This is a genomic window from Crossiella sp. CA198 (assembly GCF_052078295.1).
Lineage (GTDB): Bacteria > Actinomycetota > Actinomycetes > Mycobacteriales > Pseudonocardiaceae > Crossiella.
The window spans coordinates 467,761-484,987 of record NZ_JBQJIM010000003.1; the positions used below are offsets into that span (position 1 = coordinate 467,761).

Here is a 17,227-nt window from a genome sequence, read left to right on the forward strand (position 1 = left end):
GTGTTTCCTACTGGTCGAAGAGGCCCTCGGGCGGGTCGATGACGACCCGGCCGCCGGCGAGGTCGACCTCGGGCACGATCGCGGCCACGAAGGGCACGAGCAGCTCAGTGCCGTCGGCGTCGAGCACTAGCAGCTCGCCGCCGGGGCCGTGGATGACCTCGCGCACCACGCCGATGGCGGCTCCGGTGGTGTCCACCGCGGCCAGGCCTTCGAGCTGGTGGTCATAGAAGGAGTCCGGCTCGGTGATCTCGGGCAGCGCGCTGACCGGGACGGTGAGCAGGACACCGCGCAGGGAGTCGGCGGCACCGCGGTCGGCGATGCCCTCGAAGCTCACCAGCAGCCGCCCGGCGTGTGGCCGGGCGGCTGTGATGGTGAGACGCCGGGCAACGCCCTGACGCGGCTTGCCGGTCAGGACGGTGCCGATGGCGAACCGGTCGTCCGGCTCGTCGGTGTGCACGTCCACGACGAGTTCGCCGCGGATGCCGTGCGACCGGGCGATGCGCCCGACGACCACTTCGGTGCTCACGGAGATGACGTCCGCGGCGCTCAGCGGTCGGTGTCGACGACGTCGACCCGGAGGCCGCGGCCGCCGATGCCGGACATGACGGTGCGCAGGGCGGTCGCCGTGCGACCGCCGCGGCCGATCACCTTGCCGAGGTCCTCGGGGTGCACGTGCACCTCGAGAGTCCGCCCACGGCGAGTCGTGATCAACTGGACGCGCACGTCGTCCGGGTGGTCGACGATGCCGCGGACCAGGTGCTCAAGAGCGTCCGCGAGTACCGTCATGCGCCGGCGTCCTCGGCCTTCTCGGCGCCCTCGACGGCCGCGGGGGCCTCGTCGGCGGGCTTGTCGGCCTTCTTCGGGGCCTTCTTCGACTTCGGCGTGGTGGCGTCGGTCGACGGCTCCTCGCCTGCGGCGGCGAGCGCGGCCTCGAACAGGGACTTCTTGTCGACCTTGGGCTCCTTGACCTTCAGGGTGCCCTCGGCGGGGGCCGGCAGGCCCTTGTACTTCTGCCAGTCACCGGTCAGCTCGAGCAGGCGCTGCACGGGCTCGGTCGGCTGCGCGCCGACACCCAGCCAGTACGCCGCACGCTCGGCGTTGACCTCGATGAAGCTCGGCTCGTCCTTGGGGTGGTACTTGCCAATCGTCTCGATCGCCTTGCCGTTGCGCCGGGTGCGCGCGTCGGCGACCACGATGCGGTAGTACGGCTGGCGGATCTTGCCAAGGCGCATGAGCTTGATCTTGACGGCCACGGGTAGCGGTGCTCCTCGAAATTTTGTGCTGCTCACGGGTGAGCGCCCACCTGTCCGCGTGGGGTTGCGGGTGTGGTGCGCTCGGTTGTCGGAGCCGTGGCACGGTGAGAGGGACCGACCATGGCGGACAGCCAGCCATTGTGCCAGACGGGGTGCGCCGGGGACGAATCCGGGGGCGGTTCAGGCGAAGGCGGCCAGGGTGACGCCTGCCCCGGTCAGCGCGGTCCGGACCGCGATCGCGTGCGCCACCGCGCCCGGGGTGTCCCCGTGCAGGCAGAGCGAGCGGGCCTGGCTGACCAGCACCGATCCGTCCACCGCGACGATCTCGCCGCGCTCGGCCAGCCGCACCGCGCGGTCGACGACGTCGGCGGTGCCGGTCAGCAGCGCGCCCGGCTGACTCCGCGGGACCAGGGTGCCCTCGGGGGTGTAGCCGCGGTCGGCGAAGGCCTCCTGGACCGCGGGCAGGCCGGCGGCCTCGGCAGCGGCGAGCAGCCGGGAACCGGGCAGGCCGAGCACCGGGAGTTCGCCGAAGGCACGCACCCCGGCGACCACCGCGGCGGCCTGGGCCTGGTGGTGCACGACCGCGTTGTAGAGCGCGCCGTGCGGTTTGACATAGCGGACCTCGGTGCCAGCCGCGCGGGCGCACGCGGCGAGCGCGCCGATCTGGTAGAGCACCTCGTCGGCCAGCTCGGCCGGGTCGGCGTCGATGAAGCGGCGGCCGAAGCCGGCCAGGTCGCGGTAGGAGACCTGGGCGCCGACCGCGACCCCTGCGGTGGCCGCGGCCTGGCACACCCGGCGCATGGTGGCCGGATCGCCCGCGTGGAAGCCGCAGGCCACGTTGGCCGAGGTGACCACGTCCAGCAGCGCCTCGTCATCGCCGAGCCGCCAGATGCCGAAGCCCTCGCCGAGATCGCTGTTGAGGTCCAGCCTCACGCCGGGATCACCCCTGTCATGATCAGCAGCATGCCCAGCGCGGGCAGCAGGTTGTTGACCTGGTGCACCACGATGCTGGCCAGCAGGCCGCCGGTGTACATCCGGGCCAGGCCCATCGGGATCGCGATGAACAGCAGCAGCGGGGTGCGCTCGGGCTCGAAGTGGGCGACCGCGAAGACCATGGTGCTCAGCACGAACGCGGCCCAGCGACCCCAGCCGAGGCGTTCCACCGCACCCCAGAGCAGGCCGCGGTAGACGATCTCCTCGCACAGCGGGCCGACCAGCCACAGGTGCAGGAAGACGATCGCGGCCAGCACCGGGGACATGGACACGCCGTCGAGGACCTTGCCGACCGCGGAGTTGGCCTGGTCGTTGCCGACCCAGGCGGCCCAGAGCCGGGTGGCGTAGAGGGTGGGCACCAGGGCGATCGCGCCGATGGCCAGGCCGATGCCGGCATGCCGCCAGTTCCAGCGCAGCCGCAGGTCGGCCAGTGGTCCGTTGCCGCGCACCACGGTGATCAGCACCGCGACCAGCGCGCCGGTCAGGGTGGGCAGGGACAGCACCGCGACCAGTTCCAGCGGCCCGATCCGGGCGCCGGGGGCCGGTCGGAACAGCGCACTGAGCGTGACCGAGACCAGCAGGAACGCGCCGAAGGAGACCAGGAACGCGCCGAAACCCCACCGGTGCGGTTTGGCCGGGGTGTCGAAGAGCGCGTCCGCCGGGCGCTCACCGAGGCCGCGCAGGATCGTCCACCAGCGGAGCAATCCTGGAGGTTCGCCCACCGGCTCCGGCGTCTGCGGTGCGTTCACGGGCGCCTCCGAGCAACTGGGCTTGCGATCGGGAAGAACTGTCCCACTCTAGCCAGTAGGACTACCCGGCGTAGCTGGGCCAGGAACTAGGACTACACCAGGTCGGCGCCGAAGAAGAAGATCAGCGCGGGCAACAGGTTGTTCACCGCGTGCGCCACGATGCTGGCGCCGATACGCCCGGTGAGCATCCTCGCCCAGCCCATCGCGACGCCCTGGGCGAACAGGGCCAGGGTGCGATCGGGTTCCTGGTGCATGAGCGAGAAGACCAGCGCGGTGAGCACCAGGATCGCGTACCTGGGCACCCGGTACTGCTCCAGCGCACCCCACAGCGCGCCCCTGGTCAGCAGTTCCTCGGTGAGCGGGGCGCCGATGAACAGGAACAGGGCGAGCAGGGCCAGCCAGATGGTGCGGCCCTCGTTGCCGGCGAAGATGCCGCTGGGCGGGGCCGGGGAGTCGCCGCTGAGGCCGAACACGATCGGGTTGATGAGGAAGGCGGCGCCGATGGAGATGGCGCCGCAGACCAGGCCGACCTTGAGGTCGCGCAGGGTGGGCACGATGCCGAAGTCGCGGCGCAGGCCGCTGCCCTTCCACCAGCTCGCGATGGCCGGGACCAGGCCGAGCAGCAGGTTGGGCGCGAAGGAGAGCAGCAGCAGCGGGCCGAGCACCGGCGGTTCGGCGGGGTCGAAGCCGCGGAACTGGCCTGCCATCACGGCGTTGATGATCAGTCCGGCCAGGTGGAAGGCGCCGTAGCCCAGGACGAAGACCAGGATGCCCCAGTGCACGCTGGTCCGGGTGGCGGCGACCTGCTGGGCTTCGTAGTAGGTGGGGTGCAGGTAGGGATCGCGGTTCTGGTCGACGTCGCGCATGGGGGCGGAGTAGGCGGACCAGGACGGGGGCGGGGCGGGGGTGACCGGGGTGAAGCCGGGCGGGGACGCCGGGGGCGCGGGTGGCGGGGGTGCGGTGGCGGGGAGTTGGTCGAGGCCGGGTGGGGTGGCCGGGGAGGGGCCGTAGCCGGGGATGGTGGCCGCGGGGAAGGTGACCGGAGGCTGGCCGAGGCCGTGCGGTGGGGCGGCGGCGGGCGCTTCGGACGGCGGCGCGGGCCAGGTGGGTGACGACTGGCCCGGGGACGCGGTGGGCTCGGCGGGTGGCGGCGCGGGGCGGGTGCAGCCCGTGGGTGGGGTGGGCGCGTCCGCGTGGTCTGGGGCCCCTGTCATCTGGTCCTCCCCCGAATCAGGTGTACGGGTGGCCGCCGAGCACGACCAGTTCCGGGCTGCGCAGCACGCCCAGGTCGGCTCTCGGGTCCTCGGCGTAGACCACCAGGTCGGCCGGTGCGCCGTGGGTCAGGGCCGGCCTGCCCAGCCATTCGCGGGCGGCCCAGGACGCGGCGCCGAGGGCCGCTTCCCGGCTCATGCCCACCCGGTGCAGGGCGGTGATCTCGTCGGCGATGCGGCCGTGTTTGATGCCGCCGCCCGCGTCGGTGCCCGCGTAGACCGGGACGCCTGCCTCGATCGCGGCGGCCATGGTGCCTGCGCAGCGGGCGTGCAGGTCGAGCATGTGTTCGGCGTAGCGCGGGTACTTGCCCGCCTTGGCGGCGATGCCGGGGAACAGCTCGATGTTGATCAGGGTGGGGACCAGGGCGGTGCCCCGGCCTGCCATCTCGGCGATGGTGTCGTCAGTGAGGCCGGTGCCGTGTTCGATGCAGTCGATGCCCGCGTTGACCAGGCCGGGGACCGCGTCCGCTGAGAACACGTGCGCGGTGACCCTGGCGCCGGCGGCGTGCGCGGCGGCGATGGCCTCGGTGAGGATCCGGTCCGACCAGAGCGGAGCCAGGTCGCCGGTGCCGCGGTCGATCCAGTCGCCGACGATCTTGACCCAGCCGTCGCCGTTGGCGGCCTGTTCGGCCATGGCCGCGGGCAGCAGCTCCTCGTGTTCCAGCTCCGCGCTGATGTAGGGGATGTAGCGCTTGGGGCGGGAGATGTGCCGGCCCGCGCGGATGATCCGGGGCAGGTCGGCGCGTTCCTGCAGTGGGCGGGTGTCCAGCGGGGAGCCGCAGTCGCGCAGCAGCAGCGCGCCGGCGTCGCGGTCGGTGCGGGCCTGGTCGATGGCCTCGGGCAGTTCCACCGCGCCGTTGGGGCCCAGGCCGACGTGGCAGTGCGCGTCGACCAGGCCGGGCAGCAGGTAGCCGCCCTCGTGCAGGGTCTGGGGGGCGCGGACGGGCTCGTGTGAGATGAGCCCGTCCGCGATCCAGAGATCCCGGTGTTCGCCCTCGGGAAGGAGGACGCCGCGCAGGTGGAACGCTGGTGGTGCTGCGGTCACTTGTCGAACTTCAGCTTCGAGGGGTCGAAGCCGGGCGGCAGCTGGTCCAGGTTGGACAGCGCCGGGGGCAGCTCGTTGAGGCCCTTGGGCATGCCGGACAGGTCGGGCATGCCGCCGGGGAAGCCGGGCATGCCGCCCATGCCGGGGAAGCCGCCGCGGATCTTGGGCGGGGTCGGGCCCTTGCCCTTCTTCCCCTTCTTGCCCTTGCGGCCCTTGCCGCCGCCACGGGTGGCGCTGCCGCCGCCCATGCCGAAGCGGCCCGCCATCTGCTGCATCATCTTCTTGGCGTCGAAGAAGCGGTTGACCAGGTTGTTGATCTCGCTGATCGCCACCCCGGAGCCCTTGGCGATGCGCTGCCGCCGGGAGGCGTTGATGATCTTCGGGTCGGCCCGCTCGGCCGGGGTCATGCCGCGGATGATCGCCTGCACCCGGTCCAGCTGCTTCTCATCGACCTGGGCGATGGCGTCCTTCATCTGCCCGGCGCCGGGCAGCATGCCGAGCAGGTTGGCGATCGGGCCCATCTTGCGCACGGCCATCATCTGCTGGAGGAAGTCCTCCAGGGTCAGCTCGCCCGCGCCCAGCTTCTGCGCCTGCTTCTCCGCCTCCTGGGCGTCGAAGACCTGTTCGGCCTGCTCGATCAGGGTGAGCACGTCACCCATGCCGAGGATGCGGCTGGCCATCCGGTCGGGGTGGAAGACGTCGAAGTCCTCCAGCTTCTCCCCGTTGGAGGCGTACATGATCGGCTGGCCGGTGACCTCGCGGACGCTGAGCGCGGCGCCACCGCGGGCGTCGCCGTCGAGCTTGGTCAGCACGACGCCGGTGAAGCCAACGCCCTCCTGGAAGGCGGTGGCGGTGCTGACCGCGTCCTGGCCGATCATCGCGTCGACCACGAACAGCACCTCGTCGGGCTGCACGGCGTCGCGGATGTCCGCGGCCTGCTTCATCAGCTCTTCGTCGACGCCGAGGCGGCCCGCGGTGTCGACGATGACCAGGTCGTGCTGGGACTTGCGGGCCTCTTCGATGGCCAGGCGGGCCACCGCGACCGGGTCGCCGACGCCGTTGCCCGGCTCGGGCGCGAACACCGGGACGCCTGCCCGCTGGCCGACGATCTGGAGCTGGTTGACCGCGTTGGGCCGCTGGAGGTCGCAGGCGACCAGCAGCGGGGTGTGGTTCTGCCCGGCCAGGTGCTTGGCCAGCTTGCCGGCCAGGGTGGTCTTACCCGCACCCTGCAGACCGGCGAGCATGATCACCGTGGGCGGGGTCTTGGCCAGGTTGAGTCGCCGGGTCTCGCCACCGAGGATGGCGACGAGTTCCTCGTTGACGATCTTGACGACCTGCTGGGCCGGGTTCAGCGCCTGGGAGACCTCGGCGCCCTTGGCCCGCTCCTTGATCTGCGCGATGAAGCTGCGCACGACGGGCAGCGCCACGTCGGCCTCAAGCAGTGCGATCCTGATCTCGCGACAGGTCGCGTCGATGTCGGCATCGGACAGTTTGCCCTTGCCGCGCAGGTTCTTCAGGACCGATGTGAGGCGGTCGGAAAGGGTGTCGAACACGGGTCTCGGGCTCCAGCGGGGTCAGGACGGCAACAGAGTTCCTGACTCTAAGGCTAGCCGTCACCGCGACCGCGAACCCACCAACTCCAGTTTCAGCCCGTTCGCGACGTCCGAGCGGTAGATCAGGGTGACCTCCGGCCAGCCCCGCAGCGGCCGTCCGGCGGTCAGCCGGGCGCTGATCCGCAGGGCGCGCCGGACGTGCTTGGCGAAGGAGTGCGGGCGGATCACCCTGGCCCTGGCGCGCTGTCCCGCGCGGGCCTGTTCCGGGGTGACCTCCAGCCACAGCATCCGCGGCTTACGGCCGCTGAGCCGGGCCAGCAGGGACAGCCAGGTGCGGGTGGTCACCCTGGTGGCCGGCTCGTGCACGAGCACAGGGCCGGGCGCGGTGAGCGCGGCCCAGACGATGCGCAGGTGGTGCAGCAGGTGCACCAGCGGCCGGTAGCAGCGGTAGGGCAGGTTCGGCAGCCGCTCGGCCAGCGGATCGCGGACCTGGTCGGAGTCGAGCACGGTGTACGGGCCGCTGGCGCGCAGCTTGCGCAACAGGGAGGACTTGCCCGCCCCTGGTAGGCCGGCGAGCAGCATCAGGTCGTGCGGTCCCGCGCGGACCACAAGTCCTCCGGTGCCGGGGCGGCTGGATGTCACGCCGGTGCTGTCCACAACTGAAGAACGTACGGGGCGAACCAGGACGTTCCGCCCACAGCCCGTCGACAGCGGATCGACAGGTAATCACCCGGCGAGCACCGATGGCGGCCTGGACCCCTCACCGGGCCGCCATCGGCTCTCCGCTGGTGACGCTGTGGCCTCCTGCCACGGCTCCCCACCGTGGTCCCCGAACCGCGTCACGGCAGTCAGCCTGGTCCATTCGTGCAGGTCAGCGCAGCGTGATGGCCCGTGAACCGAACCACGTGGAACTACCTACGTCCCGCTACGCAGCCCTGCCCGCGGTACGGAGCGGGCTGCTGCTCAGCGGGCGGCGGCCAGCACTGCTTTCTCGATCTTGCGGCGGGCCGGGCTGATCGCGGTCATCGTGCCTTGAGGCAGCTTGTCGTTACGAGAAGTTGCCGGGTTTGCGGGCTCGGCGGTATCCTCTTGTCAGTGGAGGAGGGGTCGTGACTATGACGAAGTCGCAGGTGAGGCAGGCACGTCAGTCGATTCTGCGCTCCTCTGGACGGTTCTGGTCTGCCGCGGACCTGCCGCTCGTCTCGTCGACCCGGCAGCATCTACTGGCCGAGCTGGCTCACCGTGGCGAGCTGTCGCATGTCCGGCGGGGCCTCTACTGGCGTGGCCGGAAGACCCCGCTGGGGATGAGCCCGCCGTCACCGGAGGCGTTGGCGGAGGAACTCGTCGGCAAGCTCGGTGTGGGGCCTGCGGGGTTGTCCGCCGCACACCGGCTGCGCCTGTCGACCCAGGTGCCACGCAAGACGCACATCGCCGTTCCGCACCGCCCGCCAACGTCATCCGGCCCGATCACCTTCGTGTCCCGGGCAGCTCGATCGCGGCGCGCGACAGCTGCGCTGACCGCCGTCGAAGTGGCGCTGCTCGAAGTGCTGGACGACTGGAGCCGTGTCATCGAAGTGCCCCTGCCCGACGCCTGGCGACGCCTGCTCGAAGCCGTCAAGGATGGCGAGGTGTCCGCGGCTCGACTGGCGGAGGCATCAGGAACCGAACCGGCACCGGCGCGGGTGCGCCTGTCGGCACTGCTGACTCAGGCCGGCTTTGCCGACTACGCGAGGACCGTGCCTGGCGCCGACCCGCGGACCGCGCGGCAGGCGCTGCCTCGTGAACTCGCTGCGGCGGTGGCATGACGTCTGGCGCAGCGGGTGCCCCGGAGCGTCTGTGGCGACACGAGGATCCCGAGGTCTTCGGGGCTACCGTGCTCACCGCCGCTGAGCAGCTGGGTGTGCAGCCGTTGGCCGTGGCGAAGGACTACTGGGCGTGCCAGGCGCTGCGTGCGCTGATCACGGCCTTTCCCGCACAGATCATCTTCAAGGGCGGCACGAGTCTGGAGAAACTGCGGCTCATCCAACGGTTCTCCGAAGACCTCGATCTGCTCGTCGTCGCCGACTTCCCGAATGAACGTCAGGGCAGGAAACGACTGAAGGAAATGTGCTCGGTCGCCGCCAAGGCATTGGAGAGCGAGCAGGTCGGCGAGCTGGGTGGCGGGAACCTTGGCACCCTGCACCGCAAGGTGTACCTGGCGCCGCCCATGGCCGAGTCCGACGGGATCGCCACAGGATTGGCCGAGCCGGGGCGGATACTCATCGAGCTTGGCCAGTCCGGTGGGCAGCACCCGTCCGAACCGGTGCCGGTGGCTGCACTGCTCACCCGGCAGTTGGGGGAGGTGGGCTTCGATGTCGCCGCTTACGACGATCTACGGCCGTTCGATGTGCCCGTCCTGCATCCCGGCCGGACGCTGTTGGAGAAGCTGCTGCGGGTCAACAACTTCAGCGTGAACGACGACGCCAGAACCACCGAGCACGGCTGGCCGCGCATCGGCCGCCAGTTCTACGACAACTGAATGCCTGGTGAGCGGACCTGCGGCGTTGAACTGCGGCAGGCCGTTGACCAGGCGTTTCGTGGTTGTTGCATCCGGTTGCATCCGGTTGGGTCCGGACGTCTCACGGCCTGTGGACGGCATGATCTTGGTCGGTGTGGGGCGGTCGATGATCAGCTTGAGCTGTCCTGGCTGGGGGCTGGTGACGCGTCGGGCGGCGGCCTGGCGGTCCTCGGCGTGGGCCTGGTTGATCACGCAGGGCGGGCACAGGGTGGTGGTCGGGGTGATCGGGTTGAACCAGCTCTGGCAGTAGCGGCAGGCCCGGGGACCGACCGGCCGGGGCTTGGGCTTGGCGGTGAAGAGGGCAAGCTGTCCGGTGCGGTTCATGTGGTGCCTCCCTGGTGGTCGACGGCGGTGAGAGAGAGTGGGAACCTCTCGCCTCCCCTTTCCTTCGCCCCGGCGGCAGTTAGCACCGGAATGGAGGTGTCAAGAGTGGGCGCTTGCGTCCATCGCGTAGCGACGCCGTAGGCGCTCTTGATGCCTTCATTCCGGTGTTAAAGAATCCAAAGGCGGAGGTGGGGGATCAACATGAGTTGCCGTCGCACCGTGATCCAGGAGGTTAAGAAAACCCGGCTGGGAAGTACTCGGTGTGGCCTGGGCGTCTCGGCCTGCATGGTCCTTCGTGTGGATACACGCGAAGGGGTATGCCGGCCGGGGCGTTCGGGACATGCCGGGTGCAGGTCGGAGCAGGTAATTCCGCGGGAAGGGTTGGCTGTGATGGGGGCGGCGCGTGGCTACCCGGCCCGGCAGGTGGGCGCCGGTTCGCTGGGCGCGCCGACGGGTCGGCCGCCGCAGCGGAGCGGTAGGCGGCCGTGCCCGGATGGGTGTGCCCAGCGCAGCCAGCGCGACCACCCGCCGCGCGCCGCTTGGCGGCGCGCCTTGATCCCATAGAGCCAAATTCGGCAACGCAGCAGGACAGGCGCTGTCGTGGTTCGGCTGATGCTTGACACGCTGGCTTCACCTGACGCTTGACGCACCGGATGGTCAGCGTCGTCCTAGCTGAGGATCTGCACTCCGTCGTGGGCTCGGGTCTGCGGCGCGCTCTCGAACGCGTCGGTCACGCGCACGGCGTAGGCGGGGGTCATGGCCTCGTCAACCTGGTCGAGCGTCATCCAGCGGACCTCGGTTGCTTCTTCGGTCGCTACCGGCTCGGTGCTCTCGGGTGTGCAGCGGAACACCAGGGCGACGATGTCGCGCGTCATGTTCTTGTAAACACCGGTGAGTCGTTCGACCCGGATAGCGATTCCGGTTTCTTCATGAACTTCGCGACGCACACCTTGCTCGAAAGTTTCGTTGGTTTCGACCACACCACCCGGCGGTTCCCAGTGACCGTTGTCGCGGCGGCGGATGACCAGCACTCGATCGTGCTTGTCGACCACGATTCCGGCGACGCTGACGGAATATCGAGGGGTATTGGTCATAACCTCCACTTTCCTTTGGCTGTCGGGTATGGAAGACTGGGCACGTCTAGACGTCTACAGGAGTGTGACCCCGTGTTGGACCTCGACCCCATCAACCGGTCGGACGACCGTCCACCCTACCGTCAGATCGCGAACATCCTGCGAGAACAGATCAAGCTTGGGCGGCTGACGGCTGGCGAGAAGCTGCCCTCAGAGAGTGAACTTATCGAACACTTCAGCGTGGCGCGCATGACGGTACGCCAGGCGATCCAGGAACTTCGTAGCGAGGGCCTAGTGGTCGCCGAACACGGCAAGGGCGTGTTCGTACGCTCGGCTCCCCCAGTTCGACGGCTAGCCGCGGACCGATTCGCCCGTAAGCATCGGAACCGCGGAAAGTCCGCGTTCCTCGTTGAAGCCGAGTCGGCTGGCTACTCCCCCGGCGTTGACCAGATTCGCGTCACCAATGAGACGGCCTCGGTGGACGTCGCGGCACGGCTTGGAATTTCACCAAAGGATCGGGTGATTGTCCGATCTCGGCGATACCTCGCTGACGGACGGCCGGTCGAGATCGCTACGTCCTACATCCCGGAGCGAGTGGCGGCGGGTACCGCGATCACCGAGGTGAACCCCGGCCCCGGCGGGATCTACGCACGACTTGAGGAGGCCGGTCACGAGCTGGCCCACGTCAAGGAGGAGGTCTCGGCGAGGATGCCGACACCCGAGGAGCGCAAGGTGTTGGAGATCGGGACCGGGGTGCCCGTGATGACGCTGGTTCGCACCGCGTACGACCAGAATGAGGTGGCGGTGGAGGTGTGCGACACGGTGAAGATCGCGCACGCCTACGTCCTGGAGTACGACGTCCCGACCAGCTAGCCAAGGTTGCAAAAGCGAAGGAAGTAGACATCTACTTGCACTCGTCTAGACGACTAGTTACCTTTAACTCGTCTAGACGACTAGGCGAACGAGTCTCGATGGAGACCCCCGGCAGGGGCAGTGATCAAAGAAGAGGTGTGGAGGACATGGCGATTCCGAAGGGGCACCGGTTCGAGGTGCCGTTTGACGTGGCGTTCCCGAAGGGCCTGGTGCTGGTTGGGGAGCTGTCGCCGGATCACGAGTATCAGGAGAACAAGAGCAAGGAGCCGCGTCAGAAGGTGGACGCGGTGACGGGCAAGCGTCAGTGGGTCGGCACGGTGACCGACCCGGATGAGACCAAGGCCAAGCGGGCGTCCTTCCAGATCACCTTCGTCGCCGACGTTCAGCCGGTCCCGACCACAGCGGAACTGGTGCCGGGCATGGGCATGCGGCAGATCGAGCTGGACGGGCTGACGGTCGAGCCCCGGGTATCGGGCAGCGGCGAATACAAGTACCAGGGGTGGCTGTTCCGGGCGACCTCGTTCAGGGCCAGCGGGGCCGGGGCGAACAAGACCCCGGCGGCCAAGCCCGCAGAGGCCAAGGCGGCTGACGCCTCCAAGGCGGCCTAGCTATGGGGATCACTCGTGATGAGGTCGGAGTGGATCTGACGGTGTCGGTCTATGAGGACACCCGGCTTGATGTTGAGCTGCACGGCGGGGAAACCCTGTCGCTCGCCTTCGGTGGCCCGGTGCAAAAGATCATCGTCTCGCTGGACTGGGACGACTTCGACCGGCTGTATGACTTGATGAGCCCGTTCGCCGGGATCAGGCACCGTGAACCGGACGCCGGCGGTGCGCGGTGACTCTTCAGGTGTGGGTCACTCCGGATGAGAACACCGCGGTCACCTTCGGCACGTTGCCGCAGGGACAGCCGGTGCTTTCCCTCATCGGGCACGGGTGCGCGGTGCGGATGGCCGTGCCCGATGACGTCCACGGCTCCGCCATGGGTGTCCGGGTAGCACGGGACCTGGTCGAGATCGCCCGGGAGTTCCTGAACGCGGCCGAGGCCTACGCCTTCCACTCGGCACAGGCGTACCGCTCCCAGCTCGAACAGCACGGCGCGGTGGCGGGTGAAGTGGTAACCGGGGCGAACAGGCACGCCCGGCGTGACGGGGAATGAGTCGGCACGGGGGCGGGCTCCTGTGGTGGTAGCCGTGGTTCCCGCTCCTCGTGCCTCCCACGAACCTCGACGTGAGGCGGTGGTGATGTCCAGGCTAGGCAACTGGATCCGGCGGGGAAACCCCGTCGATGCCCCCTACGCCCATTTGAGGCCGTTGCGGGTGCGGGTGTCCTGGCGGCGCTGTGCGGGTGTGTGCGGGCAGTGGACGCGGCTGCGGGACGGACAGGACTACTGCCCCTCGTGCGTGGCCTGGCTGGTCCGGCACGGAAGGAGCGTGACGGAACAGCCGAAGCACACACGATAAGTCCACAAGAGACAGTCCACAAAGGACAGACATGGGCCTTCGGGTGCCGTGGCGATACCGCACGTCTTGGTGCGGAGCACGGAAAACAAGGACACAAGAGCGGCTGCTTGGCCTGGAAACCTCGCCGCTCTTGCGCCGTCCACAACCACGGGAAGTGAACAAGAATGACTGTAGGACGTGACGGAAGGCCACCGCTAGGCGGGGTCCCCCGAAAAGGTCAGCGCCGGTGCTCCACCTGCGGGAAGTACGCCCGCATGTTGCCTGGAGATCACCGGTGCGGGGTCTGCGAGGGCTGGTTGCCCCTGGACTTCACCGACGTGATCAACGCCGCGACCGAGGATGCTTCCCGGACCCGGCGGGTGCGGTTCTCCCGGGCTCGGGTGTGGGCGGGGCTGCTCGCCCGGCTGCAAACCATCGGCATCTACCCGGTCGCCCTGGACGGGGCTGCGGTGCAGCGCATGAAGCTCACCGAGGCCCAGTCTCAGGGCCTGACCTGCCTGGGCTGCAACCACCCGGCCGGGATTGGCACGGCTGGCTTCCTGCCCGCTGGCCGTGTCCTCGGCGGGGCACAGGTCTTCCGCTGTGTGGCCTGTGTGGAAGGCGGCAAGCCGGTACGGCGGGACCATGCGGCGGCGCTGGCGCGGACGCTGGCCGGTAAGCAGACCACAGGCGTTTACCCGGTCGTGCTGGACGACGACTCGGTACGGGACATGGAACTGACCCAAGCTCAGGCCGAGGGTTACGAGTGCCTGACCTGCCGTGATGTCTGCGGGCAGGGCCAGAGCGCGTTTCGCCCGGTCGGCCGAATCGACAACACCCCGGGCTGTTCGCAGGTCTTCCGCTGCATCGCCTGCCTGGACGGGGGTCAGTGGTGATGGCCTTCTCCCGTAAGCCCCTCGCGGAACCGGCGGCCCTGGAGATCACCCGGCCCCGGCTGCCCTGGTGGACCCTGCTTCCCTTGTGGGCCAAGCTCGTGCTCCTGCCGGTCGCGGTGATGTGGTCGGCGGGCTGGATCGCCGTGCGGGTGGTCCGCCTGGCGGTGCGCTACCCGGTGGCCCTGTTCCTGCCGCTGCTCGGCTGGGTCGGCTACGTCCAGCTCGGCGGGCGCAATCTCGGCTTTGTTGTTGCGGTGGCAGGGATTGGGCTCGGTTGGTGGGCGTGGGGTCACCATGCGTCGTTCGTGCGGTTCTGCTGGTCTCAGGTGCGCACGGAGTGGCGGCGCGGCACGGTCTACGGGTGGCAGTGGCGCTCGGTCATGCGCCTGGCCGACCTGACCAAGTCCATGCGGGGTGCGGAGTACCGGCCCAAGCTCGGCCGCGTCCGGGCCGACGGCTGGCGGGACCGGGTCCGGGTGCGCATGGTCAAGGGCCAGGCCCCCGAAGCGTGGGAGCTACGGGCCTCTGGGCTGGCGCATGCCTTCGGGGCGACCGCCTGCCGGGTGCGGGTCCGTAAGCCCGGACGCCTAGAGCTGGACCTGGTCCACCGTGACCCGCTCATCCGACCGATCCCGGTGCCCGCGCTGGCCGCCAAGGATTCCGCGGTTGACCTCAAGCGCCTGCTGATCGGCCGCACGGAGACTGGACGGCCGTTTACGTTGCGGCTACAGGGAAACCACCTCCTCGTGGTGGGCTCGCCCGGCGCGGGCAAGGGCTCGGTCATGTGGTCGCTGATCTGGGCCCTGGCCCCGGCGGTCAAGGCCGGACTGGTCCGCCTGGTCGGCATTGACCCCAAGGGCGGCATGGAACTCGGGCAGGCACCGGAACTGTTCCATCGCCTGGCCTACACCAACGGCGTGGAAGCGGTGGAGCTGCTGGAAGCCGTGGCCGCCGAACTCAAGGAACGCGCCCAGCGGTACCGGGGTCTGCTGCGGCGCTTCAAGCCCGGCACCGGAGAGCCGTTCACGGTGCTGGTGATCGATGAGTTGGCCGACGTGATCGCCTACCAGACCGACAAGGGACTGCGGGAAAGGGCGGCGCGGGCGGTGCAGACCATCGCATCCCAGGGCCGCGCCCCCGGCTTCGCCATCGTGGGCCTGGTCCAGGACCCGCGTAAGGAAATCGTGTCCTTCCGGCACTTGTTCGGGACCAAGGTCGCCCTCCGCCTGGATGAGGCGGCTCAGGTGGACATGGTGCTGGGGGAGGGTGTCCGGCAACGCGGTGCGGCGGCTCACGAGATCAGCGAAGCCACCCCCGGGGTGACCTGGGTCAAGGTCGACGATCGGCGGGAACCGTTGCGGGCACGGGCTTTCCACGTCACCGATGCGGATCTGGGCCGCCTGGTCGACTACGTCACCGGCCGCGACGTCGTGCATGCCGAAGTCCTGCCCTTCCCCGGCGGCGGCTATGGCGTGGACGGGGAGGTGGCGGCATGACCCGGCGACTCTCCCGCGACCAGCAAGCCCGGATCGCACGGGCACTGGAAGTGTTGCAGCACAACGTGATCCCGCCCCGGCCCGAGATGGTGCCCAGGCTGGTCGACGGTGTCCCCGGGATGCCGGGCTGGCTGCATGACTTGTGGTGTGGCTGCCGGACGCGGACACGGGCTGAGGATGACTGCGCCTACGGGCACTGCCCCGGCTGCGGCCTGGCCGTGGCCTTCACCCCGTGCGGGGGTGCATGGTGATGACCGGACACGTAAGCGTGGCTGGTGAGCGTATGCCGGCCGAAGGCCTGCATATCACCCGCGCTGACCGCATGCGCCAACCCGTCGCCCTGGACGTGGTGCGCTCGCTGGCTGAGACCAACGGCGTCTGTATCCGGCCGCTGGCACAACGCAGGTTGGACTACGCCACCGGCCGCGTCGACATCGTCCCGGTCGCCTGTGGCTCCACTGTGGCCTCCGTGTGTGCCCCGTGCGCGGACAAGGCCCGCAAGCTGCGCATGGCCCAGTGCCGGGAAGGCTGGCACCTCGACGACGAACCCGACTTCACCCCGGCCGCACCGACCGCAGACCAGACCGCGCTGACCGAGCTGCGCTCCACGCTGTGGGCGGACTACCAGACGGCGCGGGCGCAGGGCGACGAGTCCGGAATGGAGGATCTGCGGGAAGCCGTCACGGCGGTGGATGTGGAGCTGAGGGAAGGTGGGGTTCGGGGCAAGCTCCCGGCCCTGGACGCCCCGGCCGCCAAGCCGGTCAAGCGCTCCACCCGGCGTAAGCAGGACGTGCCGGAGTTGCCCCGGCGCAAGGTCGCCAAGCACACCCTCGGCCGCGAGTACGCCGGGCGGTTCCGCCCGTCGATGTTCCTGACCCTGACCCTGGATTCCTATGGGCGGGTCCACGATGACGGCACCCCGGTCAACCCCGACGGCTATGACTACCGGCGGGCCGCTCGGGATGCGGTGCACTTCGCCGCCCTGTTGGACCGGTGGGTGCAGAACCTGCGCCGGGCGGTCGGCTATGAGGTGCAGTACTTCTCCACCGTGGAACCCCAGCGGCGGCTGGCGCCGCACTGGCACGCCGCATTGCGTGGTGCGATCCCGCACGAACTCGTGCGCCTCGTGACCGCAGGGACCTACCACCAGGTGTGGTGGCCGAAGCATGACGAACTCGTCTACCCCGGCGAGACGGTGCCGGTGTGGTGTGACCGCGCCAAGGGCTTCGTCGACCCGGCCACCCGGGAAGCGCTGCCGACCTGGGAACAGGCCCTTCCCGGGGCTGAGGACAGCGAACCGGCGCATGTGGTGCGGTTCGGGGCACAGGTGCACTCCAAGGGCATCCTCGGCGGCACCGAGGAATCTGGGCGGCACATCGGCTACCTGACCAAGTACCTGACCAAGTCGATCAGCGAGTGCCACGAGGAGAAGACCGAACGTCAGCGTCGGCACGCCGACCGACTGCATGAGGAACTGCGCATCACCCCGTGCTCGCCCCGCTGCGCGGTCTGGCTGCTGTACGGCATCCAACCGGCCGGGGCACGGATGAACCTGGTTCCGGGGCGGTGCAAGGGCAAGGCCCACCGCCGCTCCACCCTCGGCCTGCCAGGGCGGCGCGTGCTGGTCTCGCGGAAGTGGTCGGGCAAGTCCCTCGCCGACCACCGCCACGACCGGACCCAGTTTGTTCGGCAACTGCTCGTCG

At 69.5% G+C, this 17,227-nt stretch carries 20 protein-coding genes; 10 read left to right on the top strand and 10 right to left on the bottom strand.

All coding sequences use genetic code 11. The features are described 5' to 3' along the window. Positions 1–7: 7 nt before the first annotated feature. The 9 genes from rimM to ACTOWY_RS07265 form a co-directional block, all read right to left on the bottom strand. On the bottom strand, positions 8–526 hold the full coding sequence (gene rimM, locus ACTOWY_RS07225) for a ribosome maturation factor RimM (protein WP_441308806.1): 519 nt from the start codon (positions 524–526) through the stop codon (positions 8–10). 20 nt (positions 527–546) lie between these two features. After that, entirely contained in the window at positions 547–786 is a 240-nt protein-coding gene (locus tag ACTOWY_RS07230; protein ID WP_086789136.1) for an RNA-binding protein, read from the bottom strand. Further along, positions 783–1,253 (bottom strand): 30S ribosomal protein S16, encoded by a 471-nt coding sequence (gene rpsP / locus ACTOWY_RS07235; RefSeq protein WP_441308807.1) that lies wholly within the window; start codon positions 1,251–1,253, stop codon positions 783–785. The genes ACTOWY_RS07230 and rpsP overlap by 4 nt, the downstream gene beginning before the upstream one ends. A 180-nt stretch (positions 1,254–1,433) precedes the next feature. Next, positions 1,434–2,186 (bottom strand): LamB/YcsF family protein, encoded by a 753-nt coding sequence (locus tag ACTOWY_RS07240; protein WP_247760555.1) that lies wholly within the window; start codon positions 2,184–2,186, stop codon positions 1,434–1,436. Next, positions 2,183–2,995 carry a CPBP family intramembrane glutamic endopeptidase gene (locus ACTOWY_RS07245; protein WP_441308808.1) on the bottom strand — a complete coding sequence of 271 codons (813 nt, stop codon included), beginning with the start codon at positions 2,993–2,995 and terminating at the stop codon, positions 2,183–2,185. The genes ACTOWY_RS07240 and ACTOWY_RS07245 overlap by 4 nt, the downstream gene beginning before the upstream one ends. Positions 2,996–3,087: 92 nt before the next feature. Beyond that, a complete protein-coding gene (locus ACTOWY_RS07250) occupies positions 3,088–4,209 on the bottom strand; it encodes a CPBP family intramembrane glutamic endopeptidase (protein WP_441308809.1) in 1,122 nt (373 codons plus the stop codon). 16 nt (positions 4,210–4,225) lie between these two features. Continuing rightward, positions 4,226–5,311: an amidohydrolase family protein gene (locus ACTOWY_RS07255; protein WP_441308810.1), complete on the bottom strand. Its 1,086-nt coding sequence runs from the start codon at positions 5,309–5,311 to the stop codon at positions 4,226–4,228. Next, complete coding sequence (gene ffh, locus ACTOWY_RS07260) at positions 5,308–6,864, bottom strand: signal recognition particle protein (RefSeq protein ID WP_441308811.1); 1,557 nt, start codon at positions 6,862–6,864, stop codon at positions 5,308–5,310. Before ffh ends, ACTOWY_RS07255 begins: the two co-directional genes overlap by 4 nt. Positions 6,865–6,924: 60 nt before the next feature. Continuing rightward, positions 6,925–7,506 carry an AAA family ATPase gene (locus ACTOWY_RS07265; RefSeq protein ID WP_441308812.1) on the bottom strand — a complete coding sequence of 194 codons (582 nt, stop codon included), beginning with the start codon at positions 7,504–7,506 and terminating at the stop codon, positions 6,925–6,927. A gap of 473 nt (positions 7,507–7,979) precedes the next feature. Here ACTOWY_RS07265 and ACTOWY_RS07270 point away from each other — a divergent pair, with 473 nt between their 5' ends. Together ACTOWY_RS07270 and ACTOWY_RS07275 are read left to right on the top strand one after the other, a co-directional pair. Beyond that, positions 7,980–8,669: a hypothetical protein gene (locus tag ACTOWY_RS07270; RefSeq protein ID WP_441308813.1), complete on the top strand. Its 690-nt coding sequence runs from the start codon at positions 7,980–7,982 to the stop codon at positions 8,667–8,669. A gap of 68 nt (positions 8,670–8,737) precedes the next feature. Next, on the top strand, positions 8,738–9,382 hold the full coding sequence (locus ACTOWY_RS07275; protein ID WP_441308814.1) for a nucleotidyl transferase AbiEii/AbiGii toxin family protein: 645 nt from the start codon (positions 8,738–8,740) through the stop codon (positions 9,380–9,382). Between the two features lie 1,031 nt (positions 9,383–10,413). On the opposite strand, the gene ACTOWY_RS07280 is transcribed toward ACTOWY_RS07275, so the two are convergent. Then, positions 10,414–10,839: an NUDIX hydrolase gene (locus ACTOWY_RS07280; protein WP_441308815.1), complete on the bottom strand. Its 426-nt coding sequence runs from the start codon at positions 10,837–10,839 to the stop codon at positions 10,414–10,416. A 72-nt stretch (positions 10,840–10,911) separates the two neighbouring features. Here ACTOWY_RS07280 and ACTOWY_RS07285 point away from each other — a divergent pair, with 72 nt between their 5' ends. From ACTOWY_RS07285 to ACTOWY_RS07320, 8 genes are all read left to right on the top strand, one after another. After that, positions 10,912–11,691: a GntR family transcriptional regulator gene (locus ACTOWY_RS07285; RefSeq protein ID WP_441308816.1), complete on the top strand. Its 780-nt coding sequence runs from the start codon at positions 10,912–10,914 to the stop codon at positions 11,689–11,691. A gap of 146 nt (positions 11,692–11,837) precedes the next feature. Then, on the top strand, positions 11,838–12,299 hold the full coding sequence (locus ACTOWY_RS07290) for a hypothetical protein (protein WP_441308844.1): 462 nt from the start codon (positions 11,838–11,840) through the stop codon (positions 12,297–12,299). A 29-nt stretch (positions 12,300–12,328) separates the two neighbouring features. Further along, complete coding sequence (locus ACTOWY_RS07295; protein WP_441308817.1) at positions 12,329–12,532, top strand: hypothetical protein; 204 nt, start codon at positions 12,329–12,331, stop codon at positions 12,530–12,532. Further along, positions 12,529–12,849, top strand: coding sequence for a hypothetical protein (locus tag ACTOWY_RS07300; protein WP_441308818.1), 321 nt, complete (start codon positions 12,529–12,531; stop codon positions 12,847–12,849). The genes ACTOWY_RS07295 and ACTOWY_RS07300 overlap by 4 nt, the downstream gene beginning before the upstream one ends. A gap of 558 nt (positions 12,850–13,407) precedes the next feature. Next, positions 13,408–14,028: a hypothetical protein gene (locus ACTOWY_RS07305; protein ID WP_441308819.1), complete on the top strand. Its 621-nt coding sequence runs from the start codon at positions 13,408–13,410 to the stop codon at positions 14,026–14,028. Continuing rightward, positions 14,028–15,524, top strand: a complete 1,497-nt coding sequence (locus ACTOWY_RS07310; protein WP_441308820.1) for an FtsK/SpoIIIE domain-containing protein — start codon at positions 14,028–14,030, stop codon at positions 15,522–15,524. Before ACTOWY_RS07305 ends, ACTOWY_RS07310 begins: the two co-directional genes overlap by 1 nt. Next, complete coding sequence (locus tag ACTOWY_RS07315) at positions 15,521–15,775, top strand: hypothetical protein (RefSeq protein ID WP_441308821.1); 255 nt, start codon at positions 15,521–15,523, stop codon at positions 15,773–15,775. The genes ACTOWY_RS07310 and ACTOWY_RS07315 overlap by 4 nt, the downstream gene beginning before the upstream one ends. A gap of 71 nt (positions 15,776–15,846) precedes the next feature. After that, the coding region (locus tag ACTOWY_RS07320) for a replication initiator (protein WP_441308822.1) at positions 15,847–17,227 on the top strand (1,381 nt) is incomplete at its 3' end.

Bases quoted from the DNA above. Each gene is read 5' to 3' on its own strand.
- ACTOWY_RS07230 (WP_086789136.1), bottom strand. From the start codon at position 786: ATGACGGTACTCGCGGACGCTCTTGAGCACCTGGTCCGCGGCATCGTC.
- ACTOWY_RS07250 (WP_441308809.1), bottom strand. From the start codon at position 4,209: ATGACAGGGGCCCCAGACCACGCGGACGCGCCCACCCCACCCACGGGC.
- ACTOWY_RS07270 (WP_441308813.1), top strand. From the start codon at position 7,980: ATGACGAAGTCGCAGGTGAGGCAGGCACGTCAGTCGATTCTGCGCTCC.
- ACTOWY_RS07280 (WP_441308815.1), bottom strand. From the start codon at position 10,839: ATGACCAATACCCCTCGATATTCCGTCAGCGTCGCCGGAATCGTGGTC.
- ACTOWY_RS07290 (WP_441308844.1), top strand. From the start codon at position 11,838: ATGGCGATTCCGAAGGGGCACCGGTTCGAGGTGCCGTTTGACGTGGCG.
- ACTOWY_RS07305 (WP_441308819.1), top strand. From the start codon at position 13,408: ATGTTGCCTGGAGATCACCGGTGCGGGGTCTGCGAGGGCTGGTTGCCC.
- ACTOWY_RS07310 (WP_441308820.1), top strand. From the start codon at position 14,028: ATGGCCTTCTCCCGTAAGCCCCTCGCGGAACCGGCGGCCCTGGAGATC.
- ACTOWY_RS07315 (WP_441308821.1), top strand. From the start codon at position 15,521: ATGACCCGGCGACTCTCCCGCGACCAGCAAGCCCGGATCGCACGGGCA.